The sequence below is a fragment of the Massilia aerilata genome (assembly GCF_042656905.1).
Lineage (GTDB): Bacteria > Pseudomonadota > Gammaproteobacteria > Burkholderiales > Burkholderiaceae_D > Telluria > Telluria aerilata.
Genome location: NZ_JBHSMZ010000026.1, coordinates 372719 through 388768 on the forward strand (window position 1 = coordinate 372719; position 16050 = coordinate 388768).

Here is a 16050-nt window from a genome sequence, read left to right on the forward strand (position 1 = left end):
GCCATGTCCTTATTCACGCAGCGCCAGCGCCGGGCGGATCCGCACCGCCGCCACCGTATGGCGCAGGGTCGAGCCGAGGGCGACCATCCCCGCCACCAGCAGCGAGCCGGCGATGGTCCAGGCGCCGATCGGCGCGCGTTCGTTGAAGCCGGCCAGGTAGTTCTGCATCGCCAGCCAGGCCGGCGGCAGCCCGATCAGGGCGCCGGCGCCGATCAGGACCAGGAACTCGCGCATCACCAGGCTGCCCACCGCCGCGCTGCCGGCGCCGTACAGCTTGCGCAGCACGATCTCGCGGGCGCGCCGCTGCACGCTGTAGGCCGCCAGCACGTAGATGCCGAAGGCCGCGATCGCGGTCGCGATCACGCTCGACGCCGCCAGCAGCTTGGCCAGGCGCAGGTCGTCGGCGTAGTTGGCGGCGAAGTCCGCGTCCATGCGATGCACGTTGAGCACCTCGTTCGGGAACCAGCGCGGCCAGAGTTCCTCGATCGCGCGCTGCACCGTTTCCAGGTCGCCGTCGCTGCGCACGGTGAAGGTGGACGTGCGCGGCATCAGCCGGTAGATGGTCGGCTGCATCGTGTCGCGCGCCGAGCGGTGGCGGATGTCGCGCGCCACGCCTGTCACCTGCATGGTGTCGTCGTTGTTGGGCGCGCGGATGGTCTTGCCGACCGCATCAAGCGCGCTGGCAAAGCCGAGCAGGCGCGCGCCGGCTTCGTTGAGCACGACTTTTTCCTGGTCCCCAGCCTTGTCGCGCGCCGGGTCGAACAAGCGTCCAGCCACCGGCTTCAGGCCGTACACCTGGAAGAACTCGGGGCTGACGCCGAGCCAGTTGATGTTGACCGGGGCGCCGCCGTCGCGCTGGTAGGAACTCCGGTTGTTGTTGACCGTGACGCGCGAGCCGCTTTCGGCCACCCCGCTCACGCCCGGCAGGCGCACCAGGGCGTCGCGGAAGGCGCGCACGTTGGCGTTGCGCATGTCGTCGCCGGCCTGCAGCACCAGCAGCGGACGCGGATCGAAGCCCGGATCGAGGGTGCTGGCGTAGCGGGTCTGCCAGGCCACGGCCAGGGTCATGCCGGTCAGGCCCATCGCGGTGGCAAACTGCATCACGGTCAGCACGCGGCGCAGCCACAGGCCGCCGGCGGTTTCGACGTTGCCGCGGCCGGACAGGGCCGCGGTCGGGCGCACCTTCAGCGCCGACCAGGTCGGGTAGGCGCCGGCCAGCACGCCGAGCGCCGCGCCCAGCAGCACGGACAGGGCCAGCGAGGCCGGCGTGAACATGCGGTCCAGCTTGCGCTGCACCAGGTCGGAGAACACCGGCAGCAGCAGCCAGGCCAGCAGCAGGCCGATGGCGGTGGCGATCAGGCAGACCAGGATCGACTCGGCCAGGAACTGACGGCTGACCGCGCCGGCGCTGGCGCCCAGCACCTTGCGTACCGCGATTTCCTTCTGCCGGCGCAGGGTGCGCACGGTGGCCAGGTTGACGTAGTTGGTGGCCGCCAGCGCCAGGATCAGCACCGCCACCGCGGCCAGGCCGAAGATGGTCTTGCTGTCGCCGTGGGTGTCCGACTGTTCGCGCAGGTCGGGGTCGAGGTAGGCGCCGGCCAGGGAGCCGAGCCGGAATTCCATCAGGTCGTGGCCGTTCAGCGAGGCGATCATTTCCGGCGTCATGCTGCGGTAGAAATTCGAAGCCAGCATCGCGCGCCGCGCCGCTTCGGCCACGGCCCGCGGATCGGCGCCCGGGGCCAGCTTGACGTAGACCGGGCCGTGGGTCGAGCCCCAGTTGGTCGTCACCAGCGCGCGGTATTCCTCGTCCCAGATGCTGGTCCTGGTGCCGGCCAGGGCCTCGTAGGGCAAGGTGGTGGCGGCCGGCTGGTCTTCCAGCACCGCCATCACCTGGTAAGGGCGGCCGCCCACCTGCACGGTCTTGCCGGCGGCGTCCTGGCTGCCGAACAGCTTGATGGCGGTCTCGCGGCTCAGCGCCAGCGCATCCGGGCGCGCCAGCGCGGCGGCGAGGTCGCCGGCCAGCACCTTCGGCTGAAAGATGCTGCGGAAATCGGGGTCGACCACGGCCACGTTGACGGTCTGTACGTGGCTGCCGATCTTGACGTCGATACTGCGGGCGATGAAGGCGGAGGCCTGCAGCGGGACGCCGCTGGCGACGATGGCGTCGCGCGCCGGCAGGCTGGTGGCATTGCCCCAGCCGCCGTCGCTGATGGCCACGTTCCAGCGCTGCATCAGGCGGTAGATGTTGTCGCGCTGCGGCACGTGGCGGTCGTAGGACAGCGAGTGATTCACGTAGCCGAGCAGCAGGAAGCAGGCGCAGAAACCCACCGCCAGGCCCAGGATCACGACCGCGGAAAAGGCCGGTTCCTTGACCAGCAGGCGCCAGCCGATGCGGAAATCCCGCAGGTTGATTTTCATGATGCGCTCCTCAAGCCGCCTGCAGGGCGTCGACCACCACGCGGCCGTCCAGCAGGTGCAGGGTGCGCGAGGCCTGGGCCGCGTGCGCCGGCGAGTGGGTCACCATCACCACCGTCGTGCCCTCGGCGTTAATCTGGCGCAGCAGGCGCATGACTTCGTCGCCGTGCGCGGTGTCGAGGTTACCGGTCGGTTCGTCGGCCAGCAGCATGGCGGGATCCGCCACCAGCGCGCGCGCGATCGCCACGCGCTGCTGCTGGCCGCCGGACAGCTGCGAAGGACGGTGGCCGGCGCGGTGCGCCACGCCCAGGCGCTGCAGCATCTCCTGCACGCGGCGGCGGCGCTCGGCGGCCGGGGTGCCGGTGTATTCCAGCGCCAGCTCGACGTTCTCGTACACGCTCAGCTCTTCGATCAGGTTGAAGCTCTGGAAGATGAAGCCGACCTTCCCGCGGCGCAGCGCGTTCAGGCGCGCCTCGCTCCAGCCGGCCACGTTCTGGCCCTCGAACCAGTATTCGCCGGAAGTCGGCACGTCCAGCAGGCCGAGCACGCTGAGCAGGGTCGACTTGCCGCAGCCGGAGGGCCCGGTGATGGCCACGTATTCGCCGGCCGCGATGTCGAGGTCGATGCGGTCGAGGGCCGTGGTTTGCACTTCGCCCGCGTGGTGGACTTTGCTGACGCCTGAGAGTTTGAGCATGCTGGAATCCCTGTTCTGTGAGTGTGAGTTTTACTTGGTGAGCTGCAGCCGCTCGGCCTTGCCGAATGGCGCGTAACTGGAAATGACCACGTTTTCGCCCGGCGCCAGGCCGGACAGCACTTCGATCTGGGCGTTGTTGCGGCGCCCGAGTTTGACGCTGCGCTTCTCGGCGCGCTCGCCGTCGCGCCCGACCACGAACACCCAGGCGCCGCCGGTGTCGTTCACGAAGGCGCCGTTCGGCAGCAGCATGGCCTTGGCCGGTTCACCCAGGGTCAGCTGGGCGTCCATGCTCTGGCCAGGGCTGATCACGTCGGGCTGGGCGCCCAGGAACACCATCTCGGCGGTGAAGCGGCCTTCCTTGATTTGCGGATAGACGGTGGCGACCTTCAGCGCAAAGGACTTGCCGTCCTGGGTGACGGTGCCGGTGCGGCCGGCCGTCAGGCGGCTCAGGTAAAACTCGTCGACCTGGGCGCTGAGCTTGAAATGCTGCGGGTCGTCGATGCGGCCGATGTGCTGGTCCGGGCGCACGGTCTGGCCGACCAGCATGCGGAAGTCGGTCAGCACGCCGTCGGCCGGGGCGCGCACGGCCAGCGCGTCGACGGTGGCGCTGACCAGCTTCAGGCCCGACTGCAGGCCGTGCAGGCCGCTGTCCAACTGGTCCAGCGCGCGGTCGCGCACCTTTTCCTCGCTGGCGACGGCGCGTTTTTCCTCGTCCAGCGCGCGCTGCTGCTGCGCCAGTTTATCGGCCGACTCTTCCAGCGCCACCGCGGAAATGAAGCCCTGGTTTGCCAGCCGCTTGTTGCGCGCGTGCTGCTTCTGGGCCTGGCTGAATGCGAATTCGAGATCCGACTGGCGGCGCTGGTGGTCGGTGCGCACCGCTTCCTGGGCCACGCGCAGCTGGGCCGCATTAAAAATCTGCTGCGAGTACTCGGTCTGGCGCGCCAGCAGTTCCAGGTTGCGCTGCGGGTTCGACAGCCGGAACAGCAGGTCGCCCTTTTTCACGGCCTGGCCGTCCTTCGCGAACACTTCCTCGACGCGGCCGCTCTCCACCGAATCGAGGATGATGGAATTCAGCGGCTCGGCGGTGGCGCGCACGACGATGTCGTCGCGGAACACGCCCTGTTCGACCCGGGCCAGGCGCACGTCGCGGCTGGCCACCTGCAGGCCGTGCGGGACGAACTGCCAGCCGGCCCAGGCCAGCACGCCGGCCACGGCGCAGGCGACGGCGATGCGCTTGATCACGCGGCCGCGCCGTTTCGGGATGACGGTGTCCATGGCGGCGCCGGTGACGGCGGGAGGAGGAATGTGGTCCATGTGATGCGTTGTGTTGTCGAATGATGATGCAATTCCTTTTGCAAGCGCCGTGCCAGGCCGTTTTTGCGTGCTTTTTGCCCCTTTTTTCGCCTCTGTCCGCCCCACCTGTCCGGATCCGGACAGTGATGCATGTGCGCTTGCGGACAGGTGGCCGCGGCTGTTCGCTTACAGGGTATGGCGCTGCTAGAATGGCAACATCCCGTCGTTCCCGCGAAGGCGGGAACCCAGGTTTTGCATGCGTATCGGTAGTGCATCCAACTTGGGTCCCCCGCCTGCGCGGGGACGACGGGTCAATTTTCCGACGCGATGGCCGACACCGCCCACATCCTGATCCTCGACGACGACACCGACGTCGCCTATGCCGCCCAGATGCTGCTGCGCCGCCGCCATGGCCGGGTGGCGACGCTGGACGATCCCGCCCGCCTGTCGAACCTGCTGGAAGCGGGCGCGCCGGACGTGGTCCTGCTCGACCTGAACTTCACGCCCGGCCGCATTGACGGCGCCGAAGGGCTGGCGGTGCTGGACCGCCTGCGCGCGCTGGCGCGGCCGCCCGCCGTGATCGCCCTGACCGCCTATGCCGATGTCCCGCTGGCGGTCGAAGCGCTGAAACGCGGGGCCAGCGATTTCATCACCAAGCCCTGGGACAATGCGAGATTGATCGCCGCCGTCGACAGCGCACTGGCGCGCCGCAGCGCCGCCGCCGGCGCGGCCGCCACCAGTGGCCTGATGGGCGACTCGAGCGCGATGCGCGACGTCAAATCGATGATCGCCAGCGTCGCGCCCACCGAAGCGAATGTGATGGTGCTGGGCGAGAACGGCGTCGGCAAGGAACTGGTGGCGCGCGCCATCCACGCGGCGTCCGGCAGGGCCGGCGCCACCTTCCTCGCGGTGGACATGGGCGCGCTGCCCGAATCGACCTTCGAGAGCGAGTTGTTCGGCCACCGCAAGGGCGCCTTCACCGATGCGCGCAGCGACCGCGCCGGGCGCTTCCAGGCGGCGCGCGGCGGCAGCCTGTTCCTCGACGAGATCGGCAACATGCCGCTGGCAAGCCAGGCGAAGCTGCTGACCGCGCTGGAGCGGCGCGAAGTCACGCCGATCGGCGCCGACCGTCCGGAAGCGATCGACGTGCGCATCGTCAGCGCCACCAACCTCGATGAAGCGCGCCTGTTCGATCCGGGCGTGTTCCGTCCCGACCTGCTGTTCCGCCTGAACACCATCGTGATCCGCGTGCCGCCGCTGCGCGAACGGCGGGATGACGTGCCCGGCCTGCTGCACCATTACCTGTCGCTGTACGAGGCGCAGTACCGGCGGCCGGTGCGCGAGCTGGCGCCCAGCGCACTGGAGCGCCTGTGCGCATGGTCCTGGCCCGGCAACGTGCGCGCGCTGCGCCACGCCTGCGAACGGGCCGTGATCCTGGCCGCCCAGGACGAATACCGCTACGAGGATTTCGGGTTGGCGATGCCGGCGCCGGCGCCGCTGCCGGAGGCGCCGGCACGCCTGGCCGCCGTCGCCGCGCATGACGGCGCCGATGGCGAATTCCGTCTCGGCGCGCTGGAACGCGAGACCATCGCCGCCGCCCTCGACAAGGCCAGGGGCAATATCAGCCTGGCGGCGCGCATGCTGGGCCTGAGCCGCGCGGCGCTGTACCGCAAGCTGGGCAAGCATGGCATCTGAACGGCGCCTGAAGGCGGGCGCTGTGCTGGCGCTGGCCGGGGTCGCCCTGCTGGCCTTCGGCGCCGGCGCGGAGCACGAGTCGCCGCGCCTGGCGGTGCTGTACGGGCTGGCCGCGCTGCCGCTGGCCTTTCATCTGTGGCGCAGCCTGGACCGGCTGGCCGCGCAGCGCCGTGCGCCGCTCGCACCGTCGGCCGGGCTGCCGATCGAGCAGCAAGCCCTGGTCGACAATGCGCTGGCGCTGGAAGCGCGCCTCGAGCACACCCCGGTGGCCCTGTTCCGCATCGACGGCCTGGGGGGCGAGGGCCAGGCCGCGCCCCTGAACGGCAATGCGCGCAAGCTGGTGGCGCCGGGCCGCGCCAGCGATCCGGCCGCTTTGTACCGCCAGCTGGCGGCGCAGCCGGGCGAACGGCGCGCCTTGATCGATTTCGACACCGAGCGCGGCACCGAGCGCGCGCTGCTGGCGGTGTCCTCGATCACGCTGCAGGGCAAGCCGCAGCGGCTGGCGGCCCTGATGCCGGTCGAGAGCGAGCTGGAAGCCGAGGCCCTGCACGCCTGGCGCCAGCTGGTGCACGTGCTGACCCACGAGATCATGAATTCGCTGACGCCGGTGGCCTCGCTGTCGCACACGGCCTACGGCTTGCTGGGCGAGTTCCGCGGCGCGCTGCCGGAGGACGTGGGCACGGACCTGGGCACGGCGCTGGACGCGATCCGGCGCCGCGCCGACAGCCTGGTCGATTTCGTCGCCAGCTACCGCAGCCTGTCCAACGTGCCGGCCGCGCGCCCGGAGCGGGTGCGCCTGGACGCATTGTTCGAGCGCGTCGCCGCCCTGGTGGGACCGGCCTGGCGCGCGCGTGGCGGCGCGGTTCACTTCTCGCTTGAGCCGGCCTCGCTGGAATTGATAGCCGACCCGGGCCAGCTCGAGCAGGCCCTGATCAACCTGCTCAAGAACGCTTTCGAGGCGACTGCCGGCGGCCCGGGGAATGCCTGGGTGTCGGCAAGGCTGGTGCGCGGCGCGCGCCTGCGCATCGAGGTCAGCGACGACGGCCCCGGCGTGCCGGACGGGCTGGCGGCCCACATCTTTACCCCCTTCTTCACGACCAAGAAGCAGGGCGGCGGCATCGGCCTGGCCATGGTGCGCCACCTGGTGCACGAGAACGGCGGCACGGTGCGCCATGCGCGCTCCGTCGGTCAGGGCGCGCGCTTCGTCCTCACGTTCTAGGCTTACCGCGCACGCCTGATCTGGCGCAGGCCGGCCGTATGCGGGCGGCGTATCGTTGGCACGCCTGATGTCCGGAGCCCGCCATGCGATCGATGCTGCCTGCCTTGCTGTTGCTGATTTCCGCGCTGCTGCCACGCTCCGTGCTGGCCCAGGCCAGCTACGCCACGACCTTCCTGCCCGCGAATTTCCAGGCCTTCGCCATCGACGAGGCCGGCCGCGTTGCCGGCCGCGGCACGGATCCGAACGGCAATGCGCTGGCCTTCGTGTGGACCGCCGGTAACATCGCCTTCCTGCCCGCGCCCACGGCGGACGGGCAGACCCTGGTGGCGAATGCCCTCGGCAGCGGCGCAGCGGCCGGCGCCTGGCTGTCGGGCGGCAGCATGCGCGGCTTCGTCTACGTCAACGGCGCCAGCCAGGATACCGGCACCCTGTACGGCGGCGATACCGTCGCCTGGGGCGTCAACGCGGCCGGGCAGGCGGTCGGCGAATCGCTGGACGCCGACGGCAACAGCCGCGCCTTTCTGTACAGCGGCGCCGGTATCGTCGACCTCGGCACCCTCGGCGGCGCCACCGCGCAGGCGCGCGGCATCAACAACGCCGGCACGGTCGTCGGCGGCGCCCAGCCGGGGCCGGACTTTCCGAACGACGGCGCCCATGCCTTCCTCTACAGCGGCGGCGTCATGACGGACCTCGGCACCCTGGGCGGCGGCTTCAGCTGGGCGAACGCCGTCAACGAGGCGGGCCAGGTGGCGGGCTACAGCCTGCTCGCCGGCGATACCGGATTCCATCCCTTCCTGTACAGCGGCGGCGTCATGCTGGATCTCGGCTCGCTGGGCGGCGACTATGCCGAAGCGCGCGCGCTCAACGAGGCCGGGCTGGTGGTAGGCCTCGCCAGCCTGCCGGGCTTCGGCTTTTCACACGCCTTCCTGTACGCGGACGGCAGCTTGCAGGACCTGAACCTGCTGGCCGAGGGCCTCGGCGACTTCACCCTGACCGAAGCGGTCGGCATCAACGGCCAGGGTCAGATCATCGCCAACGGGTGTAATGACTTCGGCTTTTGCGCGCCGGTGCTGCTGACGCCGGTGCCCGAACCGGCGCAGTTCATCCTGATACTGGCCGGGCTGCTGCCGCTGTCGCGCCGTCTGCTGCGCGCCACGAAACGCGAATAGCCACTATGCTAAGTCTGCCTGGCCCCTGGCAGATTTGGAGAATGGTATGGCAACAACGGACATGGCGGACGCACACGCGATCCAGGATCTCACACCGCGGCAGCGGGTCTTCGCGATCGTCGGTGCATCGTCGGGCAACCTGGTCGAATGGTTCGACTTCTACATCTACTCCTTTTGCGCGCTGTATTTCTCGTCGGCCTTCTTTCCGAAAGCCGATCCGACCGTCCAGCTGCTGAACACCGCCGGCATCTTTGCCGCTGGTTTCCTGATGCGCCCGGTGGGCGGCTGGCTGTTCGGCCGCGTCGCCGACCGCTACGGCCGCCGCAACGCAATGATGATCTCGGTGCTGATGATGTGCGGCGGCTCGCTGCTGATCGCCTGCCTGCCGACCTATGCCACGATCGGCACGGCGGCGCCGGTGCTGCTGCTGGTGGCGCGCCTGTTCCAGGGCCTGTCGGTGGGCGGCGAATACGGCACCAGCGCCACCTACATGAGCGAAGTGGCGGAGCCGGGCCGCAAAGGCTTCTTTGCTTCGTTCCAGTACGTGACCCTGATCGGCGGCCAGCTGGCGGCGCTGCTGGTGCTGGGCATCCTGCAGCTGCTGCTGACGCACGACGAACTGGTGGCCTGGGGCTGGCGCATCCCCTTCGTGGTCGGCGCCGCCTCGGCCCTGGTCTCGCTCTACCTGCGCCGTTCGCTGCATGAAACCACCAGGGAATCGGAGCGCAAGAGCGAGCAGGCCGGCAGCGTGGCCTCGCTGCTCAAGCACCACGGCCGCGCCTTCGTCACCGTGCTCGGTTTCACGGCCGGCGGCTCGCTGATCTTCTACGCGTTCACGACCTATATGCAGAAGTACCTGGTCAACACGGTCGGCATGAGCACCACCACCGCCAGCCGCGTGATGACCGTGTGCCTGCTGATTTATATGTTGATGCAGCCGGCCTTCGGCGCGCTGTCGGACCGGATCGGCCGCAAAACCTCGATGATCCTGTTCGGGCTTCTCGCCGCCATCTTCACCGTGCCGATCCTGAGCACGCTGCGCGGCGTCGGCAGTCCGCTGATGGCGGGCGTCCTGATCACCTGCGCGCTGGCGATCGTCAGCTTCTATACCTCGATCGGCGGCCTGATCAAGGCCGAGATGTTCCCGGTCGAAGTGCGTGCGCTGGGCGTCGGTCTGTCGTATGCGATCGCGAACGCGATCTTCGGCGGCTCCGCCGAATACGTGGCCCTGTGGTTCAAGCAGGCCGGCCACGAGCCCTATTTTTACTGGTACGTCAGCATCATGGCGGGCATCGCCTGCCTGGTGGCCTTCCTGATGCCGGACCCGACCAAGTCGGGCCACCTCAAGTAATCTGAGCGTCTAACAACCCGCAGGGCAAGGCGCATCGCCGTAGTGGCGTACCACGAAGACAGTACGTTAGTACGGCGAGACGATGCAACGCAGCCATGTGGGTTTGTTAGGCGCTCAGCACCATGTCGATGTGCAGGATGCCGTCCTCGTCATAAGGCTCGGAGACGGTGACGAAGCCGAAGCTGTGATAAAAGGCTTCCAGATGGGCCTGGGCGCCGATGCGGATCGCGTGGCCCGGGTGCAGCTGCTGCGCCAGCGCGACGCCCTGCGCCACCAGCTCGCGGCCCAGGCCGCTGCCGCGCGCGGCCGGGCTGGTGACCACGCGGCCGATCGACATCTCCTCGTACTTCGCGCCCGGCGCCAGGCAGCGCAGTTGGGCCACCAGTTCCGTTTTGCCGTCGACTTCGCGCCAGCCGAGCAGGTGCTGGGCGCCCGGGTCGAGGCCGTCGATGTCCGGGTACAGGCAGGTCTGCTCCAGCACGAACACTTGCTGGCGCAGCGCCAGCATTGCATACAGCTGCGCGACCGTCAGCTCCTTAAATCCCTTCCATTGCCAGCTAATCATTTGTTTGTTTCGGTGAACAATTGTTTGTAAATCAGGCCGCCGTCTCGAAACCTTCGAGGACGTTGACCACCTTGGTGCCCAGCTCGGGCGCGACGTCGCCGCCTTCGAACACGAAGACCGTCGGCAGGCCCAGGTAGCCGATGCGCTCGCCGATGCGCAGGAAATCGGCGCCCGACAGGCCGAAGCCGCCGACCCCCAGCGACACCACCAGCGCCTGCGGCGCGAACATCGACATCTTCAGGCAGGCCGACTCCAGCGCCGCGAACCATTGCGCCGTCGTGGCGTCCTGCGGCAGCGGCAAGTTCATGTTGTAGCCGAGGCCTTCGCCGGCCCCGGTCTCGTCGGCATGGCCGAGGTAGAAGGGGAAGTCGTGGCGCGGGTCGACGTGGACCGAGGCGAACAGCACGTCCTTGCGGTGATAGAAAATGCTCTGGGTGCCGTTGCCGTGGTGCTGGTCGAGGTCGAGGATGGCGACGCGCTGTAGGCCGTCGTCCAGCAGGTGCTGGGCCGCCAGCGCCGCATTGTTCAGGAAGCAGTGGCCGCCGAACCAATCGGCGCCGGCATGGTGGCCGGGCGGCCGGGTCAGCGCAAAGCTGCCGTGCTCGCCGAGCCGCAATGCGTGGGCCGCGTTGACGGCGCAATCGGCCCCGGTCTTGGCCGCGACCCAGGTGCCGGCGGTGAGCGGCGTGCCGCTGTCCATCGAGTACAGGCCGAGGCGGGCGCTGAAATCGTCGGGTTCGATGTCGTGGCGCATGCCGCGGATCGGCCAGACCGCAGGCAGCGCATCGCGTTCAAGGTTGCGCGGGTCGAGATTCAGCCACGCGCTCCAGGCGCTGCGTAAAAAATGCAGGTAGCGCGGCGTGTGCACCCGCTCCAGCGACACCAGCGGGACGCCGTGCGGCGTGACGATCTGGCCCAGGCCGCGCCGGCTCAGCTCGGCAACGACCAGAGCAGCCCGCTCGGGCTTTTCCGAACACGAGACACGTTCGCCGCGGAACAGCGCGTGGCGCGGGGCGTGCTGGGCGTGGTGTTCGTTGTAAAAGGTGAGCAAGATATCCTCGCGCGGTGGAATCCCGGCCACCGGCTTTAAAACGTCGTCCCCGCCTGCGCGGGGACGACGTTTTAAATAATTTCGCGGTTCCGGGAATCAGCAATTACCGCACAGTGTACTGCTGTTATACGCAGCAACAAAATCATCGAAGCTGCCCGTGCCCGTCTGCTCGATCTGGCGCTGTTCGGCCAGCGACGCCTGCGCCATCTCGTCGAACACGGCCACCTCAAGCGGCATCAGCGCGTCGGCGCGGAAGGCCTGGGCGTGCAATTCGCTCTGCTGCAGGCCGAATTTCGCAAACGAGCCGAGTTCGCGCACCGCTTCCAGCACGCGCGCGGACGGCGTCAGGGACGCATCCAGCACCTTGGCCTTCTGCGCTTCCAGCGATTCGAGGTGGGCGCCCTTGTAGTTGTGTTCCTTGTCCAGCAGCTCTGCCAGCGGACGGATACGCTCGATCAGTTCCAGCGCCCAGTCCTTCAGCGGGATTTCCTGTTCGTCGCGCGTCAGGGTCAGGTCCGGGCGGCGGCCTTCCTTCACGGTGCGGGCGAAGTTGCGGGCGTGAACTTGCCCCTCCATCGCATTGATCTTCGGGCTTTCCTCGAGCGCGCAGAAGAGCAGGAAGGCGTCCAGGAAGCGGCCGGTTTCCAGCGCGATGCCGACCGGTTCGAAGGGGTCGACGTCCAGGCAGCGCACCTCGATATACTGCACGCCGCGGTTGCACAGTGCCTGCACCGGGCGCTCGCCGGTGCGGATCACGCGCTTCGGGCGGATCGTCGAATAGTATTCGTTCTCTATTTGAAGGATGTTGGTCGACAGCTGCACCCACTCGCCATTTTTCCTGGTGCCGATCTCTTCGTACGGCGGGTAGGGGCGGTTGACCGCGTCCATCAGCGAGGTGACGTAGCTTTCCAGGCTGTTCTCGTGCGGGCGCAGGCCGGACTGGGCGTCGTTCTGGTAGCCCAGGTCGCTCATGCGCAGGCTGGTCGCCCAGGGCAGATACAGGGTGTCGTCGGACAGGGTCTCGAGCTGGTGCGCGCGGCCGCGCAGGAAGCCCTTGGCCAGCACCGGCGAAGCGCCGAACAGATACATCAGCAGCCAGCTGTAGCGGCGGAAGTTGCGGATCATCGCGATGTAGCTCTCGGACTGGAAGTCGCGCAGCGCGTGGCGGCGCTCCTCCATGATGCCTTCGCTTTGCGCGATCACGGTCCAGAACTGTTCCGGCAGCGAGTAGTTGTAGTGGATGCCGGCGATGCACTGCATGGCCTTGCCGTAGCGCAGCGCCAGGCCGCGACGGTAGACGTGCTTGAGCATGCCGATGTTCGACTCGCCGTACCAGGCGATCTCGATGTCTTCCTCGGCCGGCAGGTCGCAGGGCATCGACTGGCTCCACAGCATCTCATTGCCCAGCTTGCCGTAGGCGTAGCGGTGGATCGCGTCCAGGCGGTGCAGGGCCAGGGCGATGTCGTGCTCGGCCGGGGTGATGAATTCGAGCAGCGCTTCCGCGTAGTCGGTGGTGATCTGCGGGTTGGTCAGGGCCGAGCCGAGTTGCACCGGATGGGGCGTGCGCGCCAGGTGGCCCTGGCTGTCGACGCGCAAGGTCTCGCGCTCGATGCCGCGCAGGCCCTGCAGCAGCAGGCCGCGGTGCGCATCGTCGTCCAGCAGGGCCAGGCGGCGTTCAAGTTGATTCGGCTTCGACACGGTGTTTCCTTTCTTGTACTGCAGATGAGGTGCAGAGATTAACCGAAAATAGCCAAGCGCGCCGGGCACCCTCCAATTCTGCATTATGTGGTGTTTTTGTTACTGAAACATGTCGTCCGCGCCGCCCGGCCTGGCGCCTGGCGGGGTGGCCGGCGCCGGTCCGGCCGCGCTTGGCGGCGCGGGCGCCGCGGCTGGCGCCGACTCGGCCGGCGGCGTGCGCTGGGCGGCAATCCAGCGCCGCACCTGGCGTTCCAGCACGCCCAGCGGCAGGGCGCCGTTCTCCAGCACGGCGTCATGAAAGGCGCGGATGTCGAAGCGTTCGGCCAGCGCAGTTTGCGCCTCCGCGCGCAGCGAGGCAATGCGCAGCTGGCCCAGCTTGTAGCCCAGCGCCTCGCCGGGATGGACGATGTAGCGGTCGACCTCGACCTCGTTATCAAGGGGCAGGTTCGCGGTATTCGCGTTCAGGTAGTCGATGGCCTGCTGGCGGTTCCAGCCCATCGCGTGGATGCCGGTATCGACGACCAGGCGCGCGGCGCGCAGCAGCTCGTCGGCCAGGTAGCCGAAGCGCGAGAACGGGTCGCGCAGCAGGCCCAGTTCCGGGCCCAGGCTCTCGGCGTACAGGGCCCAGCCTTCGCCATACGCCACGTACCAGCCTTGTCGCCGGAAGGCCGGCAGCGCGGCATTCGCCTGCGTGCGCGCGACTTGCAAGTGGTGGCCGGGCAGGCCTTCGTGCAGGGTCAGGGTTTCGATCTCCCACATCGGCCGCGTGTTCAGGCGCGAGGTGTTGATCACCAGCGCCGCCACCCGGTCCGGACTGCCGGCTTCGTAATAGGCCGCACCCTGGCCCTCGGCGCCGGCGGCCTGCACCGGCTTGACCGCGAGTTCGTCCTGCGGGATCGCATTGAACAGCAGCGGCAGTTTGCTGGCCACGCGCGCGATGGTGCGGCGGTAGCGGTTCAGCAGGGCGTCCGGCTCGGTGTAATAGAGGCGCTGGTCGCTGCGGGCGAAGGCGATGAATTGCGCCAGGTTGCCGCGGAAGCCCGTGCCCGGCACCAGCGCCGCGATCTCGGCGCGGATGCGCGCCACTTCCTTCAGCCCCAGCGAGTGGATCTCGGCCGGCGTCATCTCGCTGGTGGTGGCGCTCTTGACCAGGTAGGCGTACCAGGCGGGGCCGCCGGGCAGGCTGGAGGCGGCGATGCTCGCCCGCGCCGCCGGCAGGTAGTCGGTGCGAACGAAATCTTCGAGCTGCTGCACGCTGGGGGCGAGGGCGGCGACCGCGGCCTGGCCCTCGAGCGCCAGCTTTGCGCGCGCTTCCTCGGGGATGGTGGCGGGCAGGCGGCGGAAGGGCTCGGAAAGGGGGCCGTCGCCGAGGTGCTCGCGCAGGGCGCGCAGCTGCTCCGGCAGCGCGGCCATCGCAGCTTTCGGCGCGGTCCAGCCGGTGCGCATCCCATAGCGCATCAGCTCGATCAAGCCTTCGATGTGGCGCGGCGCCGCGTTCAGGCGTGCGATATAAGTGCGGACATCGTCTTCGGTCACGAAGGGCATCTGCGCAACCAGCTGCGGCAGGCGGATGTGGAAGCCGTCGCGCGCCGTGAGCGGCTGCGGATCGACCGGCGCGATGGCGATGCGCGCCAGGCTGCGTTCCTTGTCGGCGACGAACAGCTCGAGCGACAGCAGATCCTGTCCCGTCAATTGGCTGCGGTCGAGCTGGCGCGCCAGGTCCAGCATGCGGCGTTCGTGTTCGACGGCTTTGGCGGCGCCGGCCGGCGAACTGTCCGACAGCTGGGCATCGTAGCGGTGGTCGCCGACCGAGGTCGCGAATTCCGGCTGGTGCTTGAGGCGCCACTGCCAGTCGCGCTCGAACAGGGCGCGCGCCTGTTCTTTCACATTGTCCGCCGCCGTGGCGTGCGGCGGCGCCAGCAGGCACAGGGCGGCGAGCAGGGAAACGGTGAACAGGGATAAGCTGAGCCGGGCCGCGAACAGCCGGGGCGCGGACGGGCTGGGCATGCGTTCGCTCCGGAAAGTGGGCCGGCCATTTTAACAAATGGGGTTTTTGGCCAGCGCCGGGGTGGTTTTATCCGCCGGCCCGGCCGCCGCTGACCCGTTCGATGCCGGCCAGATCGCGCCAGCTCTGCACCTCGGTGTAGCCGGCAGCGTCCAGCAGCGCACGCACGGCGGCGGCCTGGTCGTAGCCGTGTTCCATCAGCAGCCAGCCGCCGGGCAGCAGGTGGGCCGGGCTGCCGTCGACGATGCTGCGCAGGGCCGACAGGCCGTCGGCGTGGTCGGTCAGCGCGCCGCTGGGTTCGAAGCGCAGGTCGCCCTGGGACAGGTGCTCGTCGCCGGCCGCGATGTAGGGCGGGTTCGAGGCGATCAGCTGAAAAGTCTCGCCGGGTGCCAGGGCGCTGAACCAGTCGCTTTGCAGGAAGCGCACGTGGGCTCCGTTGCCGGCGGCATTCCGGCGGGCGACGGCGAGCGCCGCTTCGCTGACATCCAGCGCGGTGACGCTTGCATCCGGGCGGCTGTGGGCGACGGCGACGGCGATGGCGCCGCTGCCGGTGCCCATGTCGAGCAGGCGCCCTTGTGCCGGCAGGCGCTCGAGGGCGAGTTCGACGATCAGTTCCGTGTCCGGGCGCGGGATCAGCACCGCTTCGCTGACGGCGAAGTCGAGGCCGAAGAACTCGCGCTTGCCGACGATGTAGGCGATCGGTTCGCCGGCCAGGCGGCGGCGCACCAGTTCATCCAGTCGGGCCGCTTGGTCCGCGCTCAGCGGCTGCTCGGCGCGCGTGATCAGCTGCACGCGCGACAAGCCCGTCGCATGGCACAGCAGGATGCGGTTTTCCAGCGCATCGAGCGGCAGCGCGGCCTGGACTGCGCCGATCGGGGCGCCGGCTTCGATCATC

12 protein-coding genes are annotated in these 16050 nt (G+C 68.8%); 4 read left to right on the forward strand and 8 right to left on the reverse strand.

Annotation, left to right across the window (positions count from 1 at the left end; genetic code table 11):
* Positions 1-9: 9 nt before the first annotated feature.
* Genes ACFPO9_RS27015 through ACFPO9_RS27025 form a run of 3 tightly spaced genes read right to left on the reverse strand, consistent with a single transcriptional unit; the run spans position 10 to position 4423 of the window.
* The gene (locus tag ACFPO9_RS27015) at positions 10-2418 is read right to left on the reverse strand and encodes an ABC transporter permease (protein WP_379777405.1); all 2409 of its coding nucleotides are present in this window, start codon (positions 2416-2418) and stop codon (positions 10-12) included.
* A 10-nt stretch (positions 2419-2428) separates the two neighbouring features.
* A complete protein-coding gene (locus ACFPO9_RS27020; RefSeq protein ID WP_379777407.1) occupies positions 2429-3109 on the reverse strand; it encodes an ABC transporter ATP-binding protein in 681 nt (226 codons plus the stop codon).
* Between the two features lie 30 nt (positions 3110-3139).
* Entirely contained in the window at positions 3140-4423 is a 1284-nt protein-coding gene (locus ACFPO9_RS27025; RefSeq protein WP_379777409.1) for an efflux RND transporter periplasmic adaptor subunit, read from the reverse strand.
* A 306-nt stretch (positions 4424-4729) separates the two neighbouring features.
* On the opposite strand from ACFPO9_RS27025, the gene ACFPO9_RS27030 reads away from it, so the two are divergent.
* The 4 genes from ACFPO9_RS27030 (at position 4730) to ACFPO9_RS27045 (ending at position 9836) form a co-directional block, all read left to right on the forward strand.
* A complete protein-coding gene (locus ACFPO9_RS27030) occupies positions 4730-6097 on the forward strand; it encodes a sigma-54-dependent transcriptional regulator (RefSeq protein WP_379777411.1) in 1368 nt (455 codons plus the stop codon).
* Entirely contained in the window at positions 6087-7316 is a 1230-nt protein-coding gene (locus ACFPO9_RS27035) for a sensor histidine kinase (RefSeq protein ID WP_379777413.1), read from the forward strand. The genes ACFPO9_RS27030 and ACFPO9_RS27035 overlap by 11 nt, the downstream gene beginning before the upstream one ends.
* Positions 7317-7399: 83 nt before the next feature.
* Positions 7400-8485 carry a hypothetical protein gene (locus ACFPO9_RS27040; RefSeq protein WP_379777415.1) on the forward strand — a complete coding sequence of 362 codons (1086 nt, stop codon included), beginning with the start codon at positions 7400-7402 and terminating at the stop codon, positions 8483-8485.
* A 61-nt stretch (positions 8486-8546) separates the two neighbouring features.
* A complete protein-coding gene (locus ACFPO9_RS27045; protein ID WP_379777663.1) occupies positions 8547-9836 on the forward strand; it encodes an MFS family transporter in 1290 nt (429 codons plus the stop codon).
* A 106-nt stretch (positions 9837-9942) separates the two neighbouring features.
* On the opposite strand, the gene ACFPO9_RS27050 is transcribed toward ACFPO9_RS27045, so the two are convergent.
* The 5 genes from ACFPO9_RS27050 to prmC form a co-directional block, all read right to left on the reverse strand.
* On the reverse strand, positions 9943-10401 hold the full coding sequence (locus tag ACFPO9_RS27050; RefSeq protein WP_379777417.1) for a GNAT family N-acetyltransferase: 459 nt from the start codon (positions 10399-10401) through the stop codon (positions 9943-9945).
* A gap of 31 nt (positions 10402-10432) precedes the next feature.
* Positions 10433-11452, reverse strand: coding sequence for a histone deacetylase family protein (locus tag ACFPO9_RS27055; protein WP_379777419.1), 1020 nt, complete (start codon positions 11450-11452; stop codon positions 10433-10435).
* Between the two features lie 96 nt (positions 11453-11548).
* Positions 11549-13234, reverse strand: a complete 1686-nt coding sequence (gene gshA / locus ACFPO9_RS27060; RefSeq protein WP_379777421.1) for a glutamate--cysteine ligase — start codon at positions 13232-13234, stop codon at positions 11549-11551.
* Positions 13235-13249: 15 nt separating this feature from the next.
* Positions 13250-15157: a DUF885 domain-containing protein gene (locus ACFPO9_RS27065; protein ID WP_379777423.1), complete on the reverse strand. Its 1908-nt coding sequence runs from the start codon at positions 15155-15157 to the stop codon at positions 13250-13252.
* 67 nt (positions 15158-15224) lie between these two features.
* A complete protein-coding gene (prmC, locus tag ACFPO9_RS27070) occupies positions 15225-16049 on the reverse strand; it encodes a peptide chain release factor N(5)-glutamine methyltransferase (RefSeq protein ID WP_379777665.1) in 825 nt (274 codons plus the stop codon).
* Position 16050 lies beyond the last annotated feature (1 nt).

What these genes read in the sequence shown, in the direction of transcription:
- ACFPO9_RS27040 (WP_379777415.1), top strand. Translation starts at nt 7,400, where the DNA reads ATGCGATCGATGCTGCCTGCCTTGCTGTTGCTGATTTCCGCGCTGCTG.
- ACFPO9_RS27065 (WP_379777423.1), bottom strand. Translation starts at nt 15,157, where the DNA reads ATGCCCAGCCCGTCCGCGCCCCGGCTGTTCGCGGCCCGGCTCAGCTTA.
- gshA (WP_379777421.1), bottom strand. Translation starts at nt 13,234, where the DNA reads ATGCAGAATTGGAGGGTGCCCGGCGCGCTTGGCTATTTTCGGTTAATC.
- ACFPO9_RS27050 (WP_379777417.1), bottom strand. Translation starts at nt 10,401, where the DNA reads ATGATTAGCTGGCAATGGAAGGGATTTAAGGAGCTGACGGTCGCGCAG.
- ACFPO9_RS27045 (WP_379777663.1), top strand. Translation starts at nt 8,547, where the DNA reads ATGGCGGACGCACACGCGATCCAGGATCTCACACCGCGGCAGCGGGTC.
- ACFPO9_RS27015 (WP_379777405.1), bottom strand. Translation starts at nt 2,418, where the DNA reads ATGAAAATCAACCTGCGGGATTTCCGCATCGGCTGGCGCCTGCTGGTC.
- ACFPO9_RS27020 (WP_379777407.1), bottom strand. Translation starts at nt 3,109, where the DNA reads ATGCTCAAACTCTCAGGCGTCAGCAAAGTCCACCACGCGGGCGAAGTG.
- ACFPO9_RS27030 (WP_379777411.1), top strand. Translation starts at nt 4,730, where the DNA reads ATGGCCGACACCGCCCACATCCTGATCCTCGACGACGACACCGACGTC.
- ACFPO9_RS27025 (WP_379777409.1), bottom strand. Translation starts at nt 4,423, where the DNA reads ATGGACCACATTCCTCCTCCCGCCGTCACCGGCGCCGCCATGGACACC.
- prmC (WP_379777665.1), bottom strand. Translation starts at nt 16,049, where the DNA reads ATGATCGAAGCCGGCGCCCCGATCGGCGCAGTCCAGGCCGCGCTGCCG.
- ACFPO9_RS27035 (WP_379777413.1), top strand. Translation starts at nt 6,087, where the DNA reads ATGGCATCTGAACGGCGCCTGAAGGCGGGCGCTGTGCTGGCGCTGGCC.